Origin of the sequence: Microbacterium sp. BWR-S6Y, assembly GCF_041379845.1 — a bacterium.
Classification (GTDB): Bacteria; Actinomycetota; Actinomycetes; order Actinomycetales; family Microbacteriaceae; genus Microbacterium; species Microbacterium hydrothermale.
The window spans coordinates 233,079-251,978 of record NZ_JBFECV010000002.1; the positions used below are offsets into that span (position 1 = coordinate 233,079).

Here is an 18,900-nt window from a genome sequence, read left to right on the forward strand (position 1 = left end):
GTCCCGGCGATGTTCGAGTCGGTCCGCGGGCTCCTCGATGAGCACGCGGCCGTCGAACTCGAGCTGAACGATCCCGCGGTGCACGCCGACGCGGCGCGTGCCAAGCGGGTGAACCGGCGCTACGCCGAGCTGAGCCGCATCGTGCACGCCTACGAGGCCTGGCGCGCGGCATCCGACGATCTGGATGCCGCGCGCGAGCTCGCGCGCGAAGACGAGGCCTTCGCCGACGAGGTCCCGGCGCTGGAAGAACGGGTGGACGAGACGCAGGAGCGTCTGCGGCGCCTGCTCATCCCGCGCGACCCCGACGACGCCCGCGACGTGATCATGGAGATCAAGGGCGGCGAGGGTGGCGCCGAGAGCGCGCTGTTCGCGGCCGACCTGCTGCGCATGTACCTCCAGTACGCGGCGTCCATGGGGTGGAAGACCGAGCTGCTCGAGCGCACCGAGAGCGACCTCGGCGGCTACAAGGACGTGCAGGTCGCGATCAAGGGATCGTCGAGCGACCCGGCGCAGGGCGTCTGGGCGCACCTGAAGTACGAGGGCGGCGTGCACCGCGTGCAGCGCGTGCCGGCGACCGAATCGCAGGGGCGCATCCACACCTCCACGACGGGCGTGCTCGTGTTCCCGGAGGTCGACGAGCCCGAAGAGGTCGCGATCGACCCCAACGACCTCAAGATCGACGTCTTCCGTTCGTCGGGTCCCGGCGGGCAGTCGGTCAACACGACCGACTCGGCCGTGCGCATCACCCACGTGCCCACGGGCATCGTCGTGTCGATGCAGAACGAGAAGTCGCAGCTGCAGAACCGCGAGGCCGGGATGCGCGTGCTGCGCGCCCGCCTGCTCGCGAAGCAGCAGGAGGAGCGCGACGCCGTCGCCGCCGACGCGCGCCGCTCGCAGATCCGCGGCATGGACCGATCGGAGCGCATCCGCACCTACAACTTCCCCGAGAACCGCATCGCCGATCACCGCACCGGCTACAAGGCGTACAACCTCGACCAGGTGATGGACGGCGCCCTCGGCCCGATCATCGAGTCGGCGATCGCCGCTGACGAGGAGGCGCGGCTCGCCGCTCTCGCCGACTCCTAGGATCGGATGATGCCCACCGCCGCCGAGATCGTCGCGTTCGACGACACGCCCCCGCCGCCCGGGATGTCTCCCTGGGTCGGTGCGGCGGAGCAGCCTCGGCGTATCGAGGTCGTGGATCCGGATGCCGCGTGGCCCGAGGTCTTCGACACGCTCCGCGCGCAGATCCGCGGGGCCCTCGGCGAACGCGCCCTCTCGATCGAGCACGTCGGTTCGACGTCGGTGCCCGGTCTCGCCGCCAAACCGGTGATCGACATCGACGTCACCGTCGGCGACACGGACGACGAGGCCGCGTACGTTCCCGCGCTGGAGAACCTCGGCTTCGTGCTGCGCGTGCGGGAGCCCTGGTGGCTCGGGCACCGCTGCCTCGTGCGCACCGCGCCCGCCGCGAACCTGCACGTCTGGCCCCCGGACAGCCCCGAAGCGGCGCGGCACCGGATCTTCCGGGACTGGCTGCGCGCGGATGCGGGCGACCGCGAGCTCTACGCCGAGACGAAGCGCGCCGTCGCTGCCCACGGCCTGATGAGCGCCTACAACGCCCGCAAGGAGCGCGTCGTCCGCGAGATCTACGCGCGCGCGTTCGCCGCGGCCGGCCTGCTTCCCTGACGGGCCGTCGCTCGACGTCGAGTCACGAGGGCCGGGGCCACAACGCAGGATCGGCCGATCCTCGGGACCGTGGACAGCGCTCGCAGGCCGTTCTCCGGCGGAATGTCCTGTGTCGTGTCGCTGCGAGCGGTCAGGCGTCCCACACGGGCGGGTGGGGGAGCGGGCCGCGGCGGCGCTCGAGCTGCGCGGCGAGCGAGAGCAGCACGGCTTCGCCGCCGGGCCGACCGACCAGCTGAACCGACACGGGGTGGCCGGAGGGGTCGGCGGTCACCGGCAGCGTGAGGGCGGGCAGACCCGCGACGTTGACGAAGCTCGAGTACGGCGCGTACTCGACCTGCATCGCGAAGGTGCGCTCGGGGCTGTGACCCGCGTAGGCGCCGACGGGCTGCGGCGGCTGCGCGAGAGCGGGCGTCAGGACGGCATCGAAGCGCGCGAAGTCCGCCACGGTCCGCCTCTCGAAGGCGCGAGCAGCGGCGAGGCCCCCGAGCAGCTCGACCGCCGACAGGCGGCGCCCTTCCTCGACCAACCACGCCGTCAGCGGCTCCACGAGGGCGGCGTCCGCCTCGTCGAGGGGGATGCGCGCCGCGCTCGCGCGCCAGAGGATGTGGAAGAGATCGGGGTAGCCGACCGGATGCCAATCGGCATCCGTCACGTCGTGTCCGGCATCCGCGAACCAGGCCGCCGCCGTCGCGAACGCGTCGCGGGCGGCGGCATCCAGGACGATGTCTTCGCTGTCGTCCCAGGGCGACACCGTGGTGACACCCAGGCGCAGGGGACCGGGATCGCGTCGGGCGGCGTCGGCGAACGGGCCCGCCCCGGGTGCGCCCGTGGCATAGGGGAAGGGCGCAAGGGAGACGAGGGCGTCGAGCAGCAGGCCGGCGTCTTCCACGGTCCGGGCGATCGGCCCGGTCACCGACAACTGGTCGGGGGAGTCCAACCCCGAACCGATCGGCAGCCGACCCCGCGAGGGCTTGAGCCCGACGACTCCCACGGTGGCCGAGGGGATGCGGATCGACCCGCCGCCGTCCGACCCGACGGCCGCGGGGAGCAGACCCGCCGCCACCGCGACCGCCGCGCCGCCGCTGGATCCGCCCGCGCCCGCCGACGGTCGCCACGGATCGCGCGCCGGGGCGTGGATGAGCGGCTCGGTGAACCCGGTGAGCCCGAACTCCGACGTGCTCGTCTTGCCCACGTTGACCGCGCCGGCGGCGTCGAGCGCGATCGCCAGCGGATCGGATGCCGCCGGGACGTGGTCCTCCCGCGATCTCGACCCGTAGCGCGTCGGCACGCCGGCCCGCGCGACGAGATCCTTGTCGGCGAGCGGAACGCCCCACAGCGACCCCCGCGCCGGCCGCTCGAGCCCCGCGGCGCGACGGACCGCGGCATCCGCTGTCACCTCCGCGAACGCGCCGAGGTCGTCGAGGCGCTCGATGCGGTCGAGGTAGTGCCCGACCACATCGACGGGGGAGAGGTCACCGTCGCGCAGCCCCCGTACCTGGGCGGTCAGGGACAGGTCGTGCAGGCGGGTCATGAACCGAGCCTACGTCCGTGCTTCGCCGGGCCGCCCGGCGGTCAGATCCAGTACTCCGGCGTCGTGAGCAGCGCACGCGTGTCTTCGCCGTTGCGGCGCGTGCGCGCCTTGGCCGGGACGCCCACGAGCACGCTGTCGGCCGGGGCGTCGCGCGTGACGACGGCGTTCGCCCCCACGACCGAGCGGGCACCGAGGGTGATCGGCCCGAGGATCTTCGCCCCCGCGCCCACCGCGACGCCGTCGTGCAGCGTGGGGTGCCGCTTCCCGCCCTCGCGCTGCCGACCGCCCAGGGTCACGCCGTGATACAGCATGACGTCGTCGCCGACCTCCGCGGTCTCGCCGACGACGACGCCCATGCCGTGGTCGATGAAGAACCGCCGACCGATCGTCGCGCCGGGGTGGATCTCGATGCCGGTGAGCCAGCGGGTCACCTGCGACAGGGCGCGCGCGGGGAAGCGCAGCCCCCGTCGCCACAGGCGGTGGGCGACGCGGTACGCCCACACGGCGTGCAGCCCCGGGTACAGCAGCGCGATCTCGATCCCGCCGCGCGCCGCGGGATCGCGGAGCTTGGCGGAGGAGATGTCTTCTCGGATGCGGGAGAGCACTCCCACGTCAGTCTTCGCGCAGGTGCTCGTAGAGCGCCGTCGAGAGGTACCGCTCGCCGTAGGACGGGATGATCACGACGATGTTCTTGCCCGCGGCCTCGGGGCGACGAGCGACCTCGAGGGCCGCCCAGATGGCGGCACCCGACGACATGCCGACCAGGATGCCGTCTTTCGCGGCCGTCTCGCGGGCGAGGCGGATGGCGTCGTCGAACTCGACGTCGATGACCTCGTCGATGATGTCGCGGTCGAGGATCGCCGGCACGAAGTTGGGTCCGATGCCCTGGATCTTGTGGGGTCCCGGGTGTCCCTTGGTCAGCACGGGGGAGTCCGCGGGCTCGACGGCAACGATCTTGACGTCGGGGTTGCGCTCCTTGAGCACCTGACCGACGCCGGTGATGGTGCCGCCGGTGCCGATGCCGGCGACGAAGTAGTCGACCTTGCCCTCGGTGTCGCGCAGGATCTCTTCGGCCGTCGTCTTGCGGTGGATCGCCGGGTTGGCCTCGTTCTCGAACTGGCGGGCCCAGACGGCGCCCGGCGTCTCGGCGACGATGCGCTTGGCCTCGTCGACGGCGTGCGACATGCCCTTGGTGGGATCGGTCAGCACGAGTTCGGCGCCGAAGGCCTTGAGCAGGATGCGGCGCTCCTTCGACATCGAGGCCGGCATCGTCAGGATGACCTTGTAGCCGCGCGCCGCGCCGACCATCGCCAGCGCGATGCCCGTGTTACCGCTCGTCGACTCGACGAGGGTGCCGCCGGGCTTGAGCTCGCCCGAGGCTTCGGCGGCGTCGACGATTGCGATGCCGAGGCGGTCCTTCACGCTCGAGGCCGGGTTGTAGAACTCGAGCTTCGCGAGGATCTGCCCCCCGGCGCCCTCGGCCACGCGGTTCAGCCGCACGAGCGGCGTGTCGCCGAATGCAGAGGTGATGTCGGAGTGGATGCCGGGCATGGCTCGCCTTTCGCCGTCGGTCGGGACGCGATCATTTTAGGCGAGCCCTCCGACACGGCGGCTCGTGTGACGCTGCTTGACGCGGCGGGGCGCACCCGTCCCGAGCCCGCGCAAGCCGGAGCCGTGCCGCGGATAGGCTGGGTGCCCGTCATGTCTGAGCCCGCCTCGCCTCCCCGCCCCCCGGTCCCCGCCCCCGAGCGGGTCTCCGACGTCCTCCGCGACACCACGGAGCGTCTCCGCGCCGCCGGCGTCACCGACCCCCAGGTGGATGCCGAACTCCTCCTCGCGCACGTGCTCGACTCCTCGCGCGGAGGCGTGCAGGCCGCCGCGATCCGCGGGGATCGCCTGCCCGAGGCGGCATCCGTCGCCCTGGCTCCGCTCGTGGACCGCCGCTGCGCGCGCGAGCCCCTGCAGCACCTGACCGGACGCGCCCCCTTCCGCTCCCTCGAGCTGGCCGTCGGACCGGGCGTGTTCGTGCCGCGACCCGAGACCGAGATGGTCGCGCAGCTCGCGATCGACGCGCTGCGGGCCGTCGCCTCCGACGCCCCCGTCGCTGTCGACCTCGGCACCGGCAGCGGCGCGATCGCCCTCGCGATGGCGACCGAGGTGCCGCACGCACGCGTGTACGCCGCGGAGAACAGCGTCGACGCGTTCATCTGGACGAAGCAGAACCACGCCCTCGTGGGCGCCGAGAACCTCACCCTCGCCTTCATCGACCTCGCCGACGCCTTCCCCGAGCTCGACGGCACGGTCTCGGTCGTGGCATCCAACCCTCCCTACGTGCCCGACGACGCGATCCCGCGCGATCCCGAGGTGCGCCTCTACGACCCGCCGGCCGCGCTCTACGGCGGGGTGGACGGATTGGATGCCGTGCGCCGGCTGAGCCGCGTGGGGCTGCGCCTCGCGCACCCCGGCGGGACGATCGTCATCGAGCACGGCGAGTGGCAGGGAGAGGCGATCCGGCAGATCCTCACGGCGGACGGCTGGCTCTCGGCATCCACTCATCCCGACCTCACCACGCGCGATCGCGCCACGACCGCCGTCCGTCCCTGACCGGACCGCTCGAGCGTGAGCGTGCAGCGCGCGCGGCGCGACTAGACTGGCGCGCGTCATGTCACCCGTCTACGACTGCCGAGACGAGTCGCAGCTGCTGTCTGGAATGCGCCATGCGCGTCAGGCGATCGGCCGAGGCGAACTCGTCGTGCTCCCCACCGATACCGTCTACGGAATCGCCGCCGACGCGTTCAACGCGCGCGCCGTCGCCGGGCTTCTCGAAGCGAAGGGGCGCGGCCGTCAGCAGCCTCCGCCGGTCCTGGTCGCGGGCGTCGGCACGCTCCGCGCGCTGGTGGCCGAGATTCCCGCCGCCGTCGAGGACCTCGTCCGCGAGTTCTGGCCCGGAGGCCTCACCATCGTCCTCCCGGCGCAGCCGTCGCTGTCGTGGGACCTGGGCGACACCCACGGGACGGTGGCCGTGCGCATGCCGGCCCAGAAGATGACGCTCGAGCTGCTCGAAGAGACCGGGCCGCTCGCGGTGTCGAGTGCGAACCTCACCGGCATGCCCGCCGCCGTCGACATCGACGCCGCGCGCGACATGCTCGGCGACAGCGTCGCGGCCTACCTCGACGCGGGCGTGAGCGAGACCGGGGTCGCCTCGACGATCGTCGACGCCACGCTGCTGGTCGGGGGAGCCGATCCCGTCGTGCGCGTGCTGCGCGAGGGAGCGATCTCGCGGGAGCGGCTGCGCGAGGTGCTCGGCGACCTGCTCGAGCCCGATCCGGCCGACGATCGCGACGCCTCGGCCGCCCCGGCCGATCCGGCCGACGCGCCCTCCGACGCAGCCCCGGATGCCGAGGCTCCCGGTCCGTGACCCAGTACCTCCTCACCATCCTCTTCACGGCGGCGGTCACACTCGCGCTGTCGTGGGTGGTGTGGAAGCTCGCGCTGCGGTTCAAGCTCTACCCCGGCATCCGTGACCGGGACGTCCACAAGACACCCACGCCGCGCCTGGGCGGGGTCGCGATGTTCCTCGGCGTGGTCGCCGCCTTCGCGCTGTCGAGCCGCAACCCCTACTTCTCGATCTTCTGGACCGATCCGGTCCCGGTGCTCTCTCTGCTGGGGGCCGTGCTGCTCATCGTCCTCGTCGGCGTCGCCGACGACCTCTGGGACCTCGACTGGATGATCAAGCTCGGGGCGCAGTTCGTCGCCGCGGGCGTCATCGCCTGGTTCGGGCAGCTGCAGATCCTCTCCCTGCCCATCGGCGCCCTGACCGTGGGCTCGAGCTGGGTGAGCTTCCTGCTGACCGTCTTCGCCCTCGTCGTCGTCATGAACGCGGTGAACTTCATCGACGGGCTCAACGGTCTGGTCGCGGGGGTGTGCCTGATCGCCAACGGCGTCTTCTTCGCCTACTCCTACCTGCTGGTGCGCGACACCGGAGCGAGCACCTACTTCAACCTCGCGTCGTTCATCGCGGCGGTCCTGGTGGGTGCCTGCCTGGGCTTCCTGCCGATGAACTGGACCCCCGCCAAGCTGTTCATGGGTGACGCGGGCGCCCTCATGCTGGGCCTTCTCATGGCCAGCTCCGCCGTGGCGATCACCGGGCAGCTCGACCCCGCTGTGCTCGACCCCGAGAAGATCGGTCGCTCGCAGCTGCTCGGTGCCTTCATCCCGATCCTGCTGCCGGTGGTCATCGTCCTGCTGCCCCTGCTCGACTTCGGCCTCGCCGTCGCCCGGCGGCAGTGGGCGGGGAAGTCCCCGTTCTCGCCCGACCGCAAGCACCTGCATCATCGGATGCTCGACATGGGGCACTCCGACCGCGACGCCGTGCTGATCTTCTACAGCTGGACGGCGGTGGTCAGCCTCGCGTTCCTGCTGATGTACATCGGCACCCAGCAGAGCTGGCCCGGCGACTACGCCATCGGGATCGCCTTCGGCGTCACCGGGGTGCTCGCGTGCGCCGTCCTGACCCTCCTTCCCTCATCGCACCGTCTGCGACGGCTCTCCCGTCGCGTCCGACCCACCCGACCGGAGTCCCCCTCATGAGCAGCGTCTCTCCCGCCCCCCGTCGTCCTCTCTCCAGCACGCCCGTCCTGCGCACCGCCCTCGTCTGGGGCGGGATCGTCACGGCCGTGCTGCTCGTCGTGGGCGCGGTGGTCGGTTTCGCCGTCGGGGGAGCGGGGGGTCTCGGCAGCGCTCTGTCGGGGGTCGCCGTCAGCGCGATCTTCCTCGCCGTCACGGCGACGAGCATCCTCGTCGCCAACCGATGGTTCGGCGACCCGCTGTACGTGCCCATCTTCTTCGGCATCGTCCTGGGCGGGTGGCTGCTGAAGCTGATCCTCTTCATCGTCGCGATCGTCGTTCTGCGGGGGCAGGGCTGGGTCGACCCGGTCGTCTTCTACGTCGCGCTGGTGGTCAGCGTGATCGCCTCTCTCGCCGTCGACGTCGTGGTGCTGCTGCGCATGCGCATCCCGAGCGTCAGCGACATCACGCTGCCCACCGACCCCGACGCCGGCGACCTGCGCGCCTGACGGATGCCATAACCCACTCATCCGTCTCGTCGCGCCCTTTAGTCCGCGGACGAGACGATCGGCCCTCGCGGACTCATGGATCCGCCGGGAGTTTGATAGGGTGGCATAAGTACCCGCCCGCGATGGGAAATCTTCTCCAGGTTCGCACTTCGGGTACCATCACCGACCATCGTCGCAACGGTTCACACCGATGCCCCGAAGCTGGAGCCAGCGCTGTCCACTCAAGCTGCGACCCTGATCACGAACTTCGCGTCTGCGGGTGCGGAGTTCCACCCGCCCTCCATCTCTGAGTTCTTCCCCGACGCGGTCCTGTTCGAGGGCACGATCTTCGCGATCACCCGCATCAACCTCACGCAGATGCTGGCGACGCTCGCGCTCGTCCTCTTCCTCGTCCTCGGCACCCGCCGGATGAAGATCGTCCCCGGTCGCTTCCAGAGCGTCGCCGAGATGGGCCTCGACTTCGTCCGCGTGAACATCGCCGAAGACATCCTCGGGCGCAAGGACGGCAAGCGGTTCCTGCCGATTCTCACCACGATCTTCTTCATGGTGCTGTTCATGAACATCACGGGTGTCATCCCGTTCCTGAACATCGCCGGTACGAGCGTCATCGCCGTGCCGCTGCTGCTCGCGATCGTCGCCTACGTCACGTTCATCTACGCCGGCATCAAGAAGAGCCCCGGAGGATTCTTCAAGAACGCACTGCTGCCCTCGGGCGTGCCGTGGCCGCTGTACATCATCATCGTCCCGCTCGAGTTCCTCTCGACCTTCATCATCCGCCCCGTCACGCTGACGCTGCGTCTGCTGATGAACATGGTCGTCGGCCACCTCATGCTGGTGCTGTTCTTCTCGGCCACCCAGTTCTTCGTGGTCGGGCTCAGCGGCTGGTGGACGGCGCTCGGCGCCGGCTCCCTCGCCTTCGGCTTCGCCTTCACCCTGTTCGAAATCTTCGTCGCCTTCCTCCAGGCGTACGTCTTCGCGATCCTCACCGCGGTCTACATCCAGCTCGCGGTCGCAGAAGAGCACTGAGCGGCCCGGCGCACGCCGAGCCACCCAACGAAAGGAAAAAACCCGTGGACGCAACTACGGTTCTCGCCCAGGTCACCGGTAACGTCGCCACGATCGGCTACGGCCTCGCCGCCATCGGCCCCGCCATCGGCGTGGGCATCGTCGTCGGCAAGACGATCGAGGGCGTCGCCCGTCAGCCCGAGCTCGCGGGCCGCCTGCAGGTCCTGATGTTCATCGGTATCGCCTTCACCGAGGCGCTCGCCTTCATCGGTATCGCGACCGGCTTCATCTTCACCTGATCCGGCCGCTCTCGACTCACTGTAAGGAGACAGGATGCTGAACGCTCTTGTCACACTCGCCGCGGAGCCCGCGGGAGAGGCGCAGAACCCGCTGATCCCGGCGGTGTACGACATCATCTGGTCGGCGGTGTGCTTCGTCGTCATCATCTTCGTGGTGTGGCGTGTGGCCCTGCCGCGGATGGCGAAGCTGCTCGACGAGCGCAGTGCTGCCATCGAGGGCAACATCGCCAAGGCCGACGAGGCTCAGCGCCAGGCCGAGGCCGCCCTCGAGGAGTACACCGCGCAGCTCGCCGAGGCGCGCCGCGAAGCCGGTGAGATCCGCGAGTCCGCGACCCAGGACGGTCGCAAGATCGTCGCCGAGGCCAAGGAGACCGCCGCGTCCGAGGCGGCTCGCATCACCGCGAGCGCTCACGCGCAGATCGAGGCCGAGCGTCAGACGGCCCTCGTGCAGCTCCGCTCCGAGGTCGGGACCCTCGCGGTCGACCTCGCGGGCAACGTGATCGGTGAGACCCTGTCGGACGACGCGCGCGCCAACGCCGTGGTCGACCGCTTCCTCGCCGAGCTCGAGGCCTCCGAGAAGGCGGCCAAGTAATGGGCAGCGCGACCACTCAGGCCCGGACCGCGACGTCGGAGGCCCTGGCCTCCGCGTCGGGTGTCGATCTCGACGTCGCACGCGAGCTGTTCGCTGCCGTGGCCGCCGTGAGCGGATCGGCGCAGCTGAGCGGCGCGCTGTCCGACTCGTCGGTCCCGCCCGAGGCCCGCGCGGGCCTCGTGTCGGCCGTGTTCGGTCCGTCGTATCGGCCCGCCACGGTGTCGCTGCTCACGAGCGCCGCCCAGCAGCGCTGGTCGAGCGCGGCGGAGTTCGTCGAGGGTCTCGAAGAGCTCGCCGTCCGTGCGACCTCGGTCGCCGAGACCGGCGACATCGAGGCGGAACTCTTCTCGTTCTCGCGCACCGTCGCCTCCAACGGCGAGCTCGAGCTCGCCCTCGGCGGACGCATGGGCGGCGCATCGGCGAAGGGGACGCTCGTCTCGACCCTGCTCGACGGACGCGCGAGCGCCGGAACCGCCCTCATCGTGTCCTCGCTCGTCGAGCACGCACGAGGCCGTCGGGTGCGTGCCCTGCTCCGTCGCGCGGAGCGCATCGTCGCCGACCAGCGTTCGCGCATCGTCGCCACGGTCTCCGCGGCCGCCCCCCTGAGCGCCGACCAGCAGACCCGTCTGCAGAACGCTCTCAGCGCACGTTACGGCTCAGCTGTCACGCTGAACACCGTGATCGACCCGACCGTGCTCGGAGGCCTGCGCGTGCAGGTGGCCGACGACGTCATCGACGCGAGCGTGTCCGCACGTCTCGCCGACCTCCGCCAGCGGATCGCCGGCTGAAGACTTTCCGCCCGAGCGGGCGTGATCTTGGGGGCCGAGGGCCCCACGAACGAAGGAAGACAATGGCAGATCTCTCTATCAGCCCCGACGTCATTCGTGACGCGCTGAAGGACTTCGTCACCGCCTACGAGCCCACCGGCGCCGCGGCGACCGAGGTCGGCGCCGTCGTCGACGCGGCCGACGGCATCGCTCACGTCGAGGGCCTTCCCGGCGTCATGGCCAACGAGCTCATCCGCTTCGCGGACGGCACGCTCGGCCTCGCCCAGAACCTCGACGAGAACGAGGTCGGTGTCGTCGTGCTCGGCGAGTTCTCCGGCATCGAAGAGGGCCAGAGCGTCACCCGCACGGGCGAGGTCCTCTCGGTCGGCGTCGGCGAGGGCTACCTCGGCCGCGTCGTCGACCCGCTGGGCAACCCCATCGACGGTCTCGGCGAGATCGCGACGACCGGCCGCCGCGCCCTCGAGCTCCAGGCTCCGGGCGTCATGCAGCGCAAGAGCGTCCACGAGCCCCTGCAGACCGGTATCAAGGCGATCGACGCCATGATCCCCGTCGGCCGCGGCCAGCGTCAGCTCATCATCGGCGACCGCCAGACCGGCAAGACGGCCATCGCGATCGACACGATCATCAACCAGAAGGCCAACTGGGAGTCGGGCGACGTCAACAAGCAGGTGCGCTGCATCTACGTCGCCATCGGCCAGAAGGGCTCGACCATCGCTTCGGTGAAGGGCGCGCTCGAGGACGCCGGTGCGATGGAGTACACCACCATCGTCGCCGCCCCCGCCTCCGACCCCGCGGGCTTCAAGTACCTTGCGCCCTACACCGGCTCGGCCATCGGCCAGCACTGGATGTACGAGGGCAAGCACGTCCTGATCATCTTCGACGACCTGTCGAAGCAGGCCGAGGCCTACCGCGCCGTGTCGCTCCTCCTGCGTCGCCCGCCGGGCCGCGAGGCGTACCCCGGCGACGTCTTCTACCTGCACTCGCGTCTGCTCGAGCGTTGCGCGAAGCTGTCCGATGAGCTCGGCGCCGGATCGATGACGGGTCTGCCCATCATCGAGACCAAGGCCAACGACGTCTCGGCATACATCCCGACCAACGTGATCTCGATCACCGACGGCCAGATCTTCCTGCAGTCCGACCTCTTCAACGCCAACCAGCGTCCCGCGGTCGACGTGGGTATCTCGGTGTCGCGCGTCGGTGGTGACGCCCAGGTCAAGTCGATCAAGAAGGTCTCCGGAACGCTGAAGCTGGAGCTCGCGCAGTACCGCTCGCTCGAAGCCTTCGCGATGTTCGCGAGCGACCTCGACGCGGCTTCGCGTCGTCAGCTCGCCCGCGGTGCACGCCTGACCGAGCTTCTCAAGCAGCCGCAGTACTCGCCGTACCCCGTCGAGGAGCAGGTCGTCTCGATCTGGGCCGGCACCAACGGCAAGCTCGACGCGGTCGAGGTGTCCGACGTGCTGCGCTTCGAGCGCGAGCTGCTGGACTACCTGCGCCGCAACTCGACCGTGCTCGACACGCTGCGCGAGACCAACGTGCTCGGTGACGACACGCTCGCGGAGCTCGAGAAGCACGTCGACGCGTTCTCGAAGGAGTTCCAGCCCGGCAAGGACCAGAGCGTCGTCGGCGCCGAGAAGGTCGACGCCGCGGAGGCCGAAGACGTCAACCAGGAGCGAATCGTCAAGGGCCGTCGCTGAGTAGCGGCGACACGAGGACGTAAATCATGGGCGCACAACTGCGGGTCTACAAGCAGAAGATCTCTTCTGCTCAGACCACCAAGAAGATCACCAAGGCGATGGAGCTCATCGCGGCCTCGCGCATCCAGAAGGCGATGGCGCGTGTGCGCGCGGCATCCCCCTTCGCGCGGGCCGTCACGAGCGCCGTCTCGGCGGTCGCCACGCACTCCTCCGTCGATCACCCGCTGACGACCGAGCGCGAGAACATCCGCCGTTCGGCCGTGGTCATCTTCACCTCCGACCGCGGTCTCGCCGGCGCGTTCAACTCGCAGATCCTCCGCGAGGGTCTCGAGCTGGCCGAGCTGCTCCGCTCGCAGGGCAAAGAGGTCGTCTACTACCTGGTCGGGCGCAAGGCCGTCGGATACTTCCAGTTCCGTCGCATGCCGAGCGTCGCCCAGTGGGTCGGCGACACCGACACCCCGCAGTTCTCCACCGCGGAGGAGATCTCGGATGCCGTGATCGAGGCGTACCGCAAAAGCGGCGAGAACGAGGGCGGCGTCGACGAGATCCACCTGGTCTACAACCGCTTCGTCAGCATGATGACCCAGTCGCCCGAATCCGTGCGTCTGCTCCCGCTCGAGGTGCTCGAGGCCGATGAGGCTCCCGCGCAGTCCGAGGTCTACCCGCTCTACGAATTCGAGCCGGACGCCGAGACGGTTCTCGACGCGCTCCTGCCGACGTACGTCCAGAGCCGCATCTTCAACGCCCTGCTGCAGTCGTCGGCCGCCAAGCACGCCGCGACGCAGAAGGCCATGAAGTCGGCCAGCGACAACGCCGACAAGCTCATCACCGACTACACCCGCCTGCGCAACAACGCGCGTCAGGCGGAGATCACGCAGCAGATCGCCGAGATCGTCGGCGGCGCCGATGCCCTGGCATCCGGCAAGTAAGTTCCCAAGGAGAGAAGAAGCCATGAGCCTCACCGCCGAGAAGACCGACGCGGCCGTCGTCGGACGCGTCGCGCGCGTCACCGGCCCGGTCGTCGACATCGAGTTCCCGCATGACGCGATCCCCGAGATCTACAACGCGCTGAAGACCACGATCACCATCGGTGACGAGTCGACCGAGATCACGCTCGAGGTCGCTCAGCACCTCGGTGACGACCTCGTCCGCGCCATCGCCCTCAAGCCCACCGACGGCATCGTCCGCGGTCAGGACGTGCGCGACACCGGCGGCCCCATCTCGGTGCCCGTCGGCGACGTCACCAAGGGCAAGGTGTTCGACGTGACCGGCGAGGTGCTCAACGGCGCTCCCGGCGAGACCATCGAGGTCACCGAGCGCTGGGGCATCCACCGCAAGGCGCCCAGCTTCGACCAGCTCGAGTCCAAGACCGAGATGTTCGAGACCGGCATCAAGTCGATCGACCTCCTCACGCCCTACGTGCAGGGTGGAAAGATCGGTCTGTTCGGTGGTGCCGGTGTCGGCAAGACCGTCCTCATCCAGGAGATGATCCAGCGCGTCGCGCAGGACCACGGTGGTGTCTCGGTGTTCGCCGGTGTCGGCGAGCGCACCCGTGAGGGCAACGACCTCATCGGCGAGATGGAAGAGGCGGGTGTCTTCGACAAGACCGCCCTCGTCTTCGGCCAGATGGACGAGCCGCCGGGGACGCGTCTTCGCGTGGCCCTGTCTGCGCTGACGATGGCGGAGTACTTCCGCGACGTGCAGAAGCAGGACGTGCTGCTGTTCATCGACAACATCTTCCGCTTCACGCAGGCCGGTTCCGAGGTCTCCACGCTGCTGGGCCGCATGCCCTCGGCCGTGGGATACCAGCCGAACCTCGCCGACGAGATGGGTGTGCTCCAGGAGCGCATCACCTCGACCCGCGGTCACTCGATCACGTCGCTCCAGGCCATCTACGTGCCCGCCGACGACTACACCGACCCGGCCCCGGCGACCACGTTCGCGCACCTCGACGCCACCACCGAGCTCTCGCGTGAGATCGCGTCGAAGGGTCTGTACCCCGCCATCGACCCGCTGACGTCGACCAGCCGCATCCTCGACCCGCGCTACATCGGTGCGGACCACTACCGCGTGGCCACCGCCGTGAAGCAGATCCTGCAGAAGAACAAGGAACTGCAGGAGATCATCGCGATCCTCGGTGTCGACGAGCTCTCCGAGGAAGACAAGATCGTCGTGTCGCGTGCACGTCGCATCCAGCAGTTCCTCTCGCAGAACACCTACATGGCCAAGAAGTTCACCGGCGTCGAGGGCTCCACGGTCCCGATCAAGGAGACCATCGAGTCGTTCGACGCGATCGTCAAGGGCGACTTCGACCACGTCGCCGAGCAGGCGTTCTTCAACGTCGGTGGCATCTCCGACGTCGAGGCCAAGTGGGCGCAGATCCAGAAGGAGAACGGCTGACATGTCGTTGCGCGTGAGCCTGGTGTCGGCGGACGCCGAGGTGTGGACGGGGGAGGCCTCGCTCGTCGTGGCCAAGACCGTCGAGGGTGAGATCGGCTTCATGCAGGGTCATGAGCCGGTGCTCGCGATCCTCGCCCAGGGCGAGGTGCGCATCACCCGCGCCGACGGCACGAAGATCCTGGCCAACGCCGAGGACGGCTTCCTGTCGATGGCCGACGACGAACTCACGATCGTCGCCGGAAACGCCGCTCTCGTCTCCTGACACCGCTTCATCGCCGACGCGCGTCGCCCGACTCCGGGCGGCGCGCGTCGCTTTTTCCCGGAGGACCCATGCTCGTCCTGCTGCCGCCGTCCGAGACCAAGACGCCGGGCGGTGATGGCGCGCCGCTGTCGCTCGCGTCGCTGTGGGCTCCCTCGCTCCTGCCGCAGCGGGAGGCCGTGGTGGACGCCCTGGTCGCGCTGAGCGCCGACGAAGACGCGGCGGCGCGCGTGCTCAAGCTCAGCGCGAAGCGCCGGCACGAGATCGCCGACAACGCCGCTCTGCGATCGGCGCCGACGATGCCCGCGGTCGACCGCTACACCGGCGTCCTGTTCGACGCTCTGGATGCCGGCAGCCTCGACGGGCCCGCCCGCGGCTGGCTCGCGGAGCACGTCGTCATCCATTCGGCACCGCTCGGTCCGGTGGCGGCGCTCGACGGCATCCCCGCGTACCGTCTGGCGGCGGGGACGTCGATTCCCGGCCTGCCGGCGCTCCGGCGCGTGTGGGCGGACGCCGTCGGGGCGGCGCTGCCGGATGCCGGTGCGCCGTTCGTGCTCGACCTGCGCTCCGAGGCGTACGTCGCTCTCGGGCCGGTGCCCGATGGGGTGGCATCGGCGTACGTGCGCGTGGTCACCGCGGGGGAGGGCGGCGCCGTCCGCGCGCTGAACCACTTCAACAAGCACGCGAAGGGCGAGCTCGTGCGCGCGCTGGCGATCAGCGGAGCGCGCATCTCGTCCGCGGATGATTTCATCGACTGGGCGGACGCGAACGGGTTCACCGTCCGGGCCTCGGGCGAGGACGAGCTGCTCCTGGCAGTATGAGGCGCGCGAAATCGGGGGATGTCAGCGAACACTCAGGTTCGCTAGCATGTCACGCGCGGGAGACACCCGCCGGCTCGTGTGACCGCGTGAGCCGCTCGAGAGGATCGACGTGAACAACATCAATCTCGCTTACTCCGACTACGGGACGACCAGTGCCGGCGAGGCGGCATTCCTGGCCGTCGCCTACCTCTTCGTCTTCCTGTTCTCCATCATCGGCTACGTGATCATCGCCTTCCTTCTGATGAAGGTGTTCGATCGGGCGGGCGTGCAGGGCAAGTGGCGCGCCTGGGTTCCGGTCTACAACGCGATGGTCTTCGCCAAGCTCGGCGACGTCTCGCCGTGGGCCGTGCTCATCACGCTCGTGGCGGCGAGCATCCCGGTGCTCAACTTCATCGCGCTGCCCGCCTACCTGGTCGTCATGATCATGGCCGCGGTGCGCGTCAACGCGAAGTTCGGTCGCACCTGGCCGATCCTGCTGCTGTTCCTGCTGAACGCCCTCGGCATCTGGATATGGCTCGGCATCCTCGGCTTCAGCAGCAACCGCTGGAACCCGGCCGCGGCGTCGCCGTCGCCGTGGGGCTCGTCCTTCATCGCCGACAAGACCTTCTGGAACGGCATCCCCGCGCAGCCCGCGCAGAACGTCCAGGGCCAGAACGGCGGCGGTTACGGCGCCCCGGTCGCTCCGCCCGCGCAGGGCTACGCCCCGCCGGCCGCTCCCGGAACCACGCCCCCGCCGCCGGCGCCTCCCGCCGGACCGCAGGTCTGATCGAGCACGACCCGATCCACGGGCTCCCCGCGCGCTCCGCGCGGGGAGCCCTTCCTCGTTCCCGGGGATAGCGTGGAGGTATGAGCTCCCACCCCGTTCCCCTCCGTCCCGTCGGCCGATCCGGACTCCGCGTCTCGGCGGTCGGCCTCGGATGCAACAACTTCGGGCGGGCGGGCACCGCCACCGAGACCCTCGAGGGCACGCGCGACGTGCTCGACGCGGCCATCGAGGCGGGGGTCACGTTCCTCGACACCGCCGACATCTACGGTCGCTCGTTCGGACTCTCCGAGACACTGATGGGCGAAGCGCTCCAGGGTCGACGCGACAGCGTCGTGCTCGCCACCAAGTTCGGTCACGCCGACCTGGCTCCCGCTCTCCCCGGGGGAGCGAAGGGGTCGCGCGCGCACATCCGCCGCGCGGTCGAGGACTCCCTCCGCCGCCTGCGCACCGACTGGATCGACCTGTACCAGCTGCACACGCCCGACCCCGAGACGCCGATCGACGAGACGCTCGACGCCCTCGCGGACCTCGTGCGAGAGGGCAAGGTGCGCTACGTCGGGCACTCGAACTTCGCCGGGTGGCAGATCGCCGAGGCGGATGCCGCGGCCTCGGGCGTGCGTTTCGTGTCGGCGCAGAACCAGTACAGCCTGCTGGCCCGGGCGGCGGAGCGGGAGGTGCTGCCCGCCGCGCAGCACTTCGGACTCGGGTTCCTCCCCTTCTTCCCGCTGCACAACGGCCTGCTGACCGGCAAGTTCACGCGCGACGGCGGGCCGGAGGGGAGCCGCATCATGCGCCAGCGTCCGCACCTGTGGCGCGACGCTCCCTGGGACGCGTTGGAGAGCTACCAGGCGTTCTGCGACGCACGCGGGATCTCGATGCTCGAGGCCACCTTCGGGTGGTTCCTCGCCCACCCGGTCGTCTCCAGCGTGATCGCGGGAGCGACCAGCGCCGAGCAGATCCGGTCGAACGCGGCCGCCGCCACCGCGTGGTCGCCGAGTCCCGAGGATCTCGCCGAACTCGACGGCATCCTGGCCCTTCCCGCCGACCCGGCCGCGGGGTGATTCCCGACGCGGGGGAGGCGGTGTCGCGCGGCGCGTCCCCGGGCTCGGCGCACGGGTCGACTAGGATGACAGGGCCGCGCGGTTCCGCCGGCGCAGCTGTCGGCCAACCGGAGGATCTTTCGTGCCCGAGGTGACCACCCACACGCGTACCGTCTCCCTTCCCGACGGTTCCCTCGATCTGCGGTGGGCGGCCCTCACCGACACCGGGCGTCGACGCGAGGTCAATCAGGACGCCGTCCTCGCCGACTACCCCCTGTTCGTCGTCGCCGACGGAATGGGCGGTCATCTGGGCGGCGAGATCGCCAGCGCGAGCACCGTCGATCGTCTGCGCGCCGTGGTCGAGGCGGGGCCGGTGACGACCAGGAACATCGAGAAGGCCCTCTCGCGCGCGGTGAAAGACATCGTCTCCCACCCCGAGACCACCGACGAGGGGACCGGCACCACGCTCACGGGGCTGTACCTCGAGACGCAGACCGACGAGCCGCACTGGGTGACGCTCAACATCGGCGATTCCCGCGTCTACCTCCTGCGCGACGACGAGATCGTGCAGGTGACGACGGATCACTCGGTGGTGCAGGAACTCATCGCCGCCGGTCGACTGAGCCCCGAAGAGGCCGAGAACCACCCCTACGGCAACGTGATCACACGCGCCGTCGGCCCGAGCGACAGCGTCAAGCCCGACTACCTGCGCCTCGACGTGCTCGACGGCGACCGGTTCGTCGTCTGCTCCGACGGCCTCACCAAAGAACTCACCGACTTCGGCATCCGTCACTTCCTCGAGGCCAACGCGGACCCCGCCGCGGCCGTCGAGGCGATGATGGCGGCAGCGCTCGAGAACGGCGGGCGCGACAACATCACGATCGTCGTGCTCGACGTGGCCCGCCGCTCCGCCTGAGAATCTCCTCTTGACCGCGGCTGGC

General features: G+C 69.9%; 21 protein-coding genes. 18 read left to right on the forward strand and 3 right to left on the reverse strand.

Going from position 1 to position 18,900, the window contains the following annotated elements; translation table 11 throughout:
- Positions 1-9 precede the first annotated feature (9 nt).
- Together prfA and AB1K56_RS04975 are read left to right on the forward strand one after the other, a co-directional pair.
- Positions 10-1,086, forward strand: coding sequence for a peptide chain release factor 1 (prfA, locus tag AB1K56_RS04970; protein WP_264630376.1), 1,077 nt, complete (start codon positions 10-12; stop codon positions 1,084-1,086).
- A 9-nt stretch (positions 1,087-1,095) separates the two neighbouring features.
- Positions 1,096-1,689, forward strand: coding sequence for a GrpB family protein (locus AB1K56_RS04975; protein ID WP_371204828.1), 594 nt, complete (start codon positions 1,096-1,098; stop codon positions 1,687-1,689).
- A gap of 130 nt (positions 1,690-1,819) precedes the next feature.
- On the opposite strand, the gene AB1K56_RS04980 is transcribed toward AB1K56_RS04975, so the two are convergent.
- From AB1K56_RS04980 to cysK, 3 genes are read right to left on the reverse strand one after another with little or no spacing between them, the layout of a single operon-like run.
- Entirely contained in the window at positions 1,820-3,220 is a 1,401-nt protein-coding gene (locus AB1K56_RS04980) for an amidase (protein ID WP_371204829.1), read from the reverse strand.
- 41 nt (positions 3,221-3,261) lie between these two features.
- Entirely contained in the window at positions 3,262-3,831 is a 570-nt protein-coding gene (epsC, locus tag AB1K56_RS04985) for a serine O-acetyltransferase EpsC (RefSeq protein ID WP_371204830.1), read from the reverse strand.
- A 1-nt stretch (position 3,832) separates the two neighbouring features.
- Positions 3,833-4,771 (reverse strand): cysteine synthase A, encoded by a 939-nt coding sequence (gene cysK / locus AB1K56_RS04990; protein WP_136587845.1) that lies wholly within the window; start codon positions 4,769-4,771, stop codon positions 3,833-3,835.
- Between the two features lie 150 nt (positions 4,772-4,921).
- On the opposite strand from cysK, the gene prmC reads away from it, so the two are divergent.
- The 16 genes from prmC (at position 4,922) to AB1K56_RS05070 (ending at position 18,875) form a co-directional block, all read left to right on the forward strand.
- Positions 4,922-5,824, forward strand: a complete 903-nt coding sequence (gene prmC, locus AB1K56_RS04995) for a peptide chain release factor N(5)-glutamine methyltransferase (RefSeq protein WP_371204831.1) — start codon at positions 4,922-4,924, stop codon at positions 5,822-5,824.
- A 58-nt stretch (positions 5,825-5,882) separates the two neighbouring features.
- Positions 5,883-6,638 carry an L-threonylcarbamoyladenylate synthase gene (locus AB1K56_RS05000; protein WP_371204832.1) on the forward strand — a complete coding sequence of 252 codons (756 nt, stop codon included), beginning with the start codon at positions 5,883-5,885 and terminating at the stop codon, positions 6,636-6,638.
- A complete protein-coding gene (locus tag AB1K56_RS05005; protein WP_136587848.1) occupies positions 6,635-7,810 on the forward strand; it encodes an MraY family glycosyltransferase in 1,176 nt (391 codons plus the stop codon). The genes AB1K56_RS05000 and AB1K56_RS05005 overlap by 4 nt, the downstream gene beginning before the upstream one ends.
- The gene (locus AB1K56_RS05010; RefSeq protein WP_371204833.1) at positions 7,807-8,295 is read left to right on the forward strand and encodes a hypothetical protein; all 489 of its coding nucleotides are present in this window, start codon (positions 7,807-7,809) and stop codon (positions 8,293-8,295) included. Before AB1K56_RS05005 ends, AB1K56_RS05010 begins: the two co-directional genes overlap by 4 nt.
- 213 nt (positions 8,296-8,508) lie before the next feature.
- A complete protein-coding gene (atpB, locus tag AB1K56_RS05015) occupies positions 8,509-9,321 on the forward strand; it encodes a F0F1 ATP synthase subunit A (RefSeq protein WP_371205057.1) in 813 nt (270 codons plus the stop codon).
- 44 nt (positions 9,322-9,365) lie between these two features.
- Positions 9,366-9,599, forward strand: a complete 234-nt coding sequence (gene atpE, locus AB1K56_RS05020) for a F0F1 ATP synthase subunit C (protein WP_043360904.1) — start codon at positions 9,366-9,368, stop codon at positions 9,597-9,599.
- A 34-nt stretch (positions 9,600-9,633) separates the two neighbouring features.
- Positions 9,634-10,191 carry a F0F1 ATP synthase subunit B gene (locus AB1K56_RS05025; protein ID WP_371204834.1) on the forward strand — a complete coding sequence of 186 codons (558 nt, stop codon included), beginning with the start codon at positions 9,634-9,636 and terminating at the stop codon, positions 10,189-10,191.
- Complete coding sequence (locus AB1K56_RS05030; RefSeq protein WP_371204836.1) at positions 10,191-10,979, forward strand: F0F1 ATP synthase subunit delta; 789 nt, start codon at positions 10,191-10,193, stop codon at positions 10,977-10,979. Before AB1K56_RS05025 ends, AB1K56_RS05030 begins: the two co-directional genes overlap by 1 nt.
- Before the next feature lie 62 nt (positions 10,980-11,041).
- Positions 11,042-12,673, forward strand: coding sequence for a F0F1 ATP synthase subunit alpha (gene atpA / locus AB1K56_RS05035; protein ID WP_264630383.1), 1,632 nt, complete (start codon positions 11,042-11,044; stop codon positions 12,671-12,673).
- A gap of 26 nt (positions 12,674-12,699) precedes the next feature.
- On the forward strand, positions 12,700-13,602 hold the full coding sequence (locus AB1K56_RS05040) for a F0F1 ATP synthase subunit gamma (RefSeq protein ID WP_136587854.1): 903 nt from the start codon (positions 12,700-12,702) through the stop codon (positions 13,600-13,602).
- Positions 13,603-13,624: 22 nt separating this feature from the next.
- The gene (gene atpD, locus AB1K56_RS05045) at positions 13,625-15,073 is read left to right on the forward strand and encodes a F0F1 ATP synthase subunit beta (RefSeq protein ID WP_058232212.1); all 1,449 of its coding nucleotides are present in this window, start codon (positions 13,625-13,627) and stop codon (positions 15,071-15,073) included.
- A 1-nt stretch (position 15,074) separates the two neighbouring features.
- Positions 15,075-15,335 carry a F0F1 ATP synthase subunit epsilon gene (locus tag AB1K56_RS05050; protein WP_136587855.1) on the forward strand — a complete coding sequence of 87 codons (261 nt, stop codon included), beginning with the start codon at positions 15,075-15,077 and terminating at the stop codon, positions 15,333-15,335.
- A gap of 68 nt (positions 15,336-15,403) precedes the next feature.
- Entirely contained in the window at positions 15,404-16,153 is a 750-nt protein-coding gene (locus AB1K56_RS05055) for a YaaA family protein (RefSeq protein ID WP_371204837.1), read from the forward strand.
- 109 nt (positions 16,154-16,262) lie between these two features.
- A complete protein-coding gene (locus tag AB1K56_RS05060) occupies positions 16,263-16,919 on the forward strand; it encodes a DUF5684 domain-containing protein (protein WP_371204838.1) in 657 nt (218 codons plus the stop codon).
- 80 nt (positions 16,920-16,999) lie between these two features.
- Positions 17,000-17,980 (forward strand): aldo/keto reductase, encoded by a 981-nt coding sequence (locus AB1K56_RS05065; RefSeq protein WP_371204839.1) that lies wholly within the window; start codon positions 17,000-17,002, stop codon positions 17,978-17,980.
- A gap of 121 nt (positions 17,981-18,101) precedes the next feature.
- Entirely contained in the window at positions 18,102-18,875 is a 774-nt protein-coding gene (locus tag AB1K56_RS05070; protein WP_371204840.1) for a PP2C family serine/threonine-protein phosphatase, read from the forward strand.
- Positions 18,876-18,900: the final 25 nt, after the last annotated feature.

Coding starts and splice junctions, on each gene's coding strand:
- prfA (WP_264630376.1), top strand. CDS start 10: ATGTTCGAGTCGGTCCGCGGGCTCCTCGATGAGCACGCGGCCGTCGAA.
- AB1K56_RS04975 (WP_371204828.1), top strand. CDS start 1,096: ATGCCCACCGCCGCCGAGATCGTCGCGTTCGACGACACGCCCCCGCCG.
- AB1K56_RS04980 (WP_371204829.1), bottom strand. CDS start 3,220: ATGACCCGCCTGCACGACCTGTCCCTGACCGCCCAGGTACGGGGGCTG.
- cysK (WP_136587845.1), bottom strand. CDS start 4,771: ATGCCCGGCATCCACTCCGACATCACCTCTGCATTCGGCGACACGCCG.
- prmC (WP_371204831.1), top strand. CDS start 4,922: ATGTCTGAGCCCGCCTCGCCTCCCCGCCCCCCGGTCCCCGCCCCCGAG.
- AB1K56_RS05000 (WP_371204832.1), top strand. CDS start 5,883: ATGTCACCCGTCTACGACTGCCGAGACGAGTCGCAGCTGCTGTCTGGA.
- AB1K56_RS05010 (WP_371204833.1), top strand. CDS start 7,807: ATGAGCAGCGTCTCTCCCGCCCCCCGTCGTCCTCTCTCCAGCACGCCC.
- AB1K56_RS05025 (WP_371204834.1), top strand. CDS start 9,634: ATGCTGAACGCTCTTGTCACACTCGCCGCGGAGCCCGCGGGAGAGGCG.
- AB1K56_RS05030 (WP_371204836.1), top strand. CDS start 10,191: ATGGGCAGCGCGACCACTCAGGCCCGGACCGCGACGTCGGAGGCCCTG.
- atpA (WP_264630383.1), top strand. CDS start 11,042: ATGGCAGATCTCTCTATCAGCCCCGACGTCATTCGTGACGCGCTGAAG.
- AB1K56_RS05040 (WP_136587854.1), top strand. CDS start 12,700: ATGGGCGCACAACTGCGGGTCTACAAGCAGAAGATCTCTTCTGCTCAG.
- atpD (WP_058232212.1), top strand. CDS start 13,625: ATGAGCCTCACCGCCGAGAAGACCGACGCGGCCGTCGTCGGACGCGTC.
- AB1K56_RS05050 (WP_136587855.1), top strand. CDS start 15,075: ATGTCGTTGCGCGTGAGCCTGGTGTCGGCGGACGCCGAGGTGTGGACG.
- AB1K56_RS05055 (WP_371204837.1), top strand. CDS start 15,404: ATGCTCGTCCTGCTGCCGCCGTCCGAGACCAAGACGCCGGGCGGTGAT.
- AB1K56_RS05065 (WP_371204839.1), top strand. CDS start 17,000: ATGAGCTCCCACCCCGTTCCCCTCCGTCCCGTCGGCCGATCCGGACTC.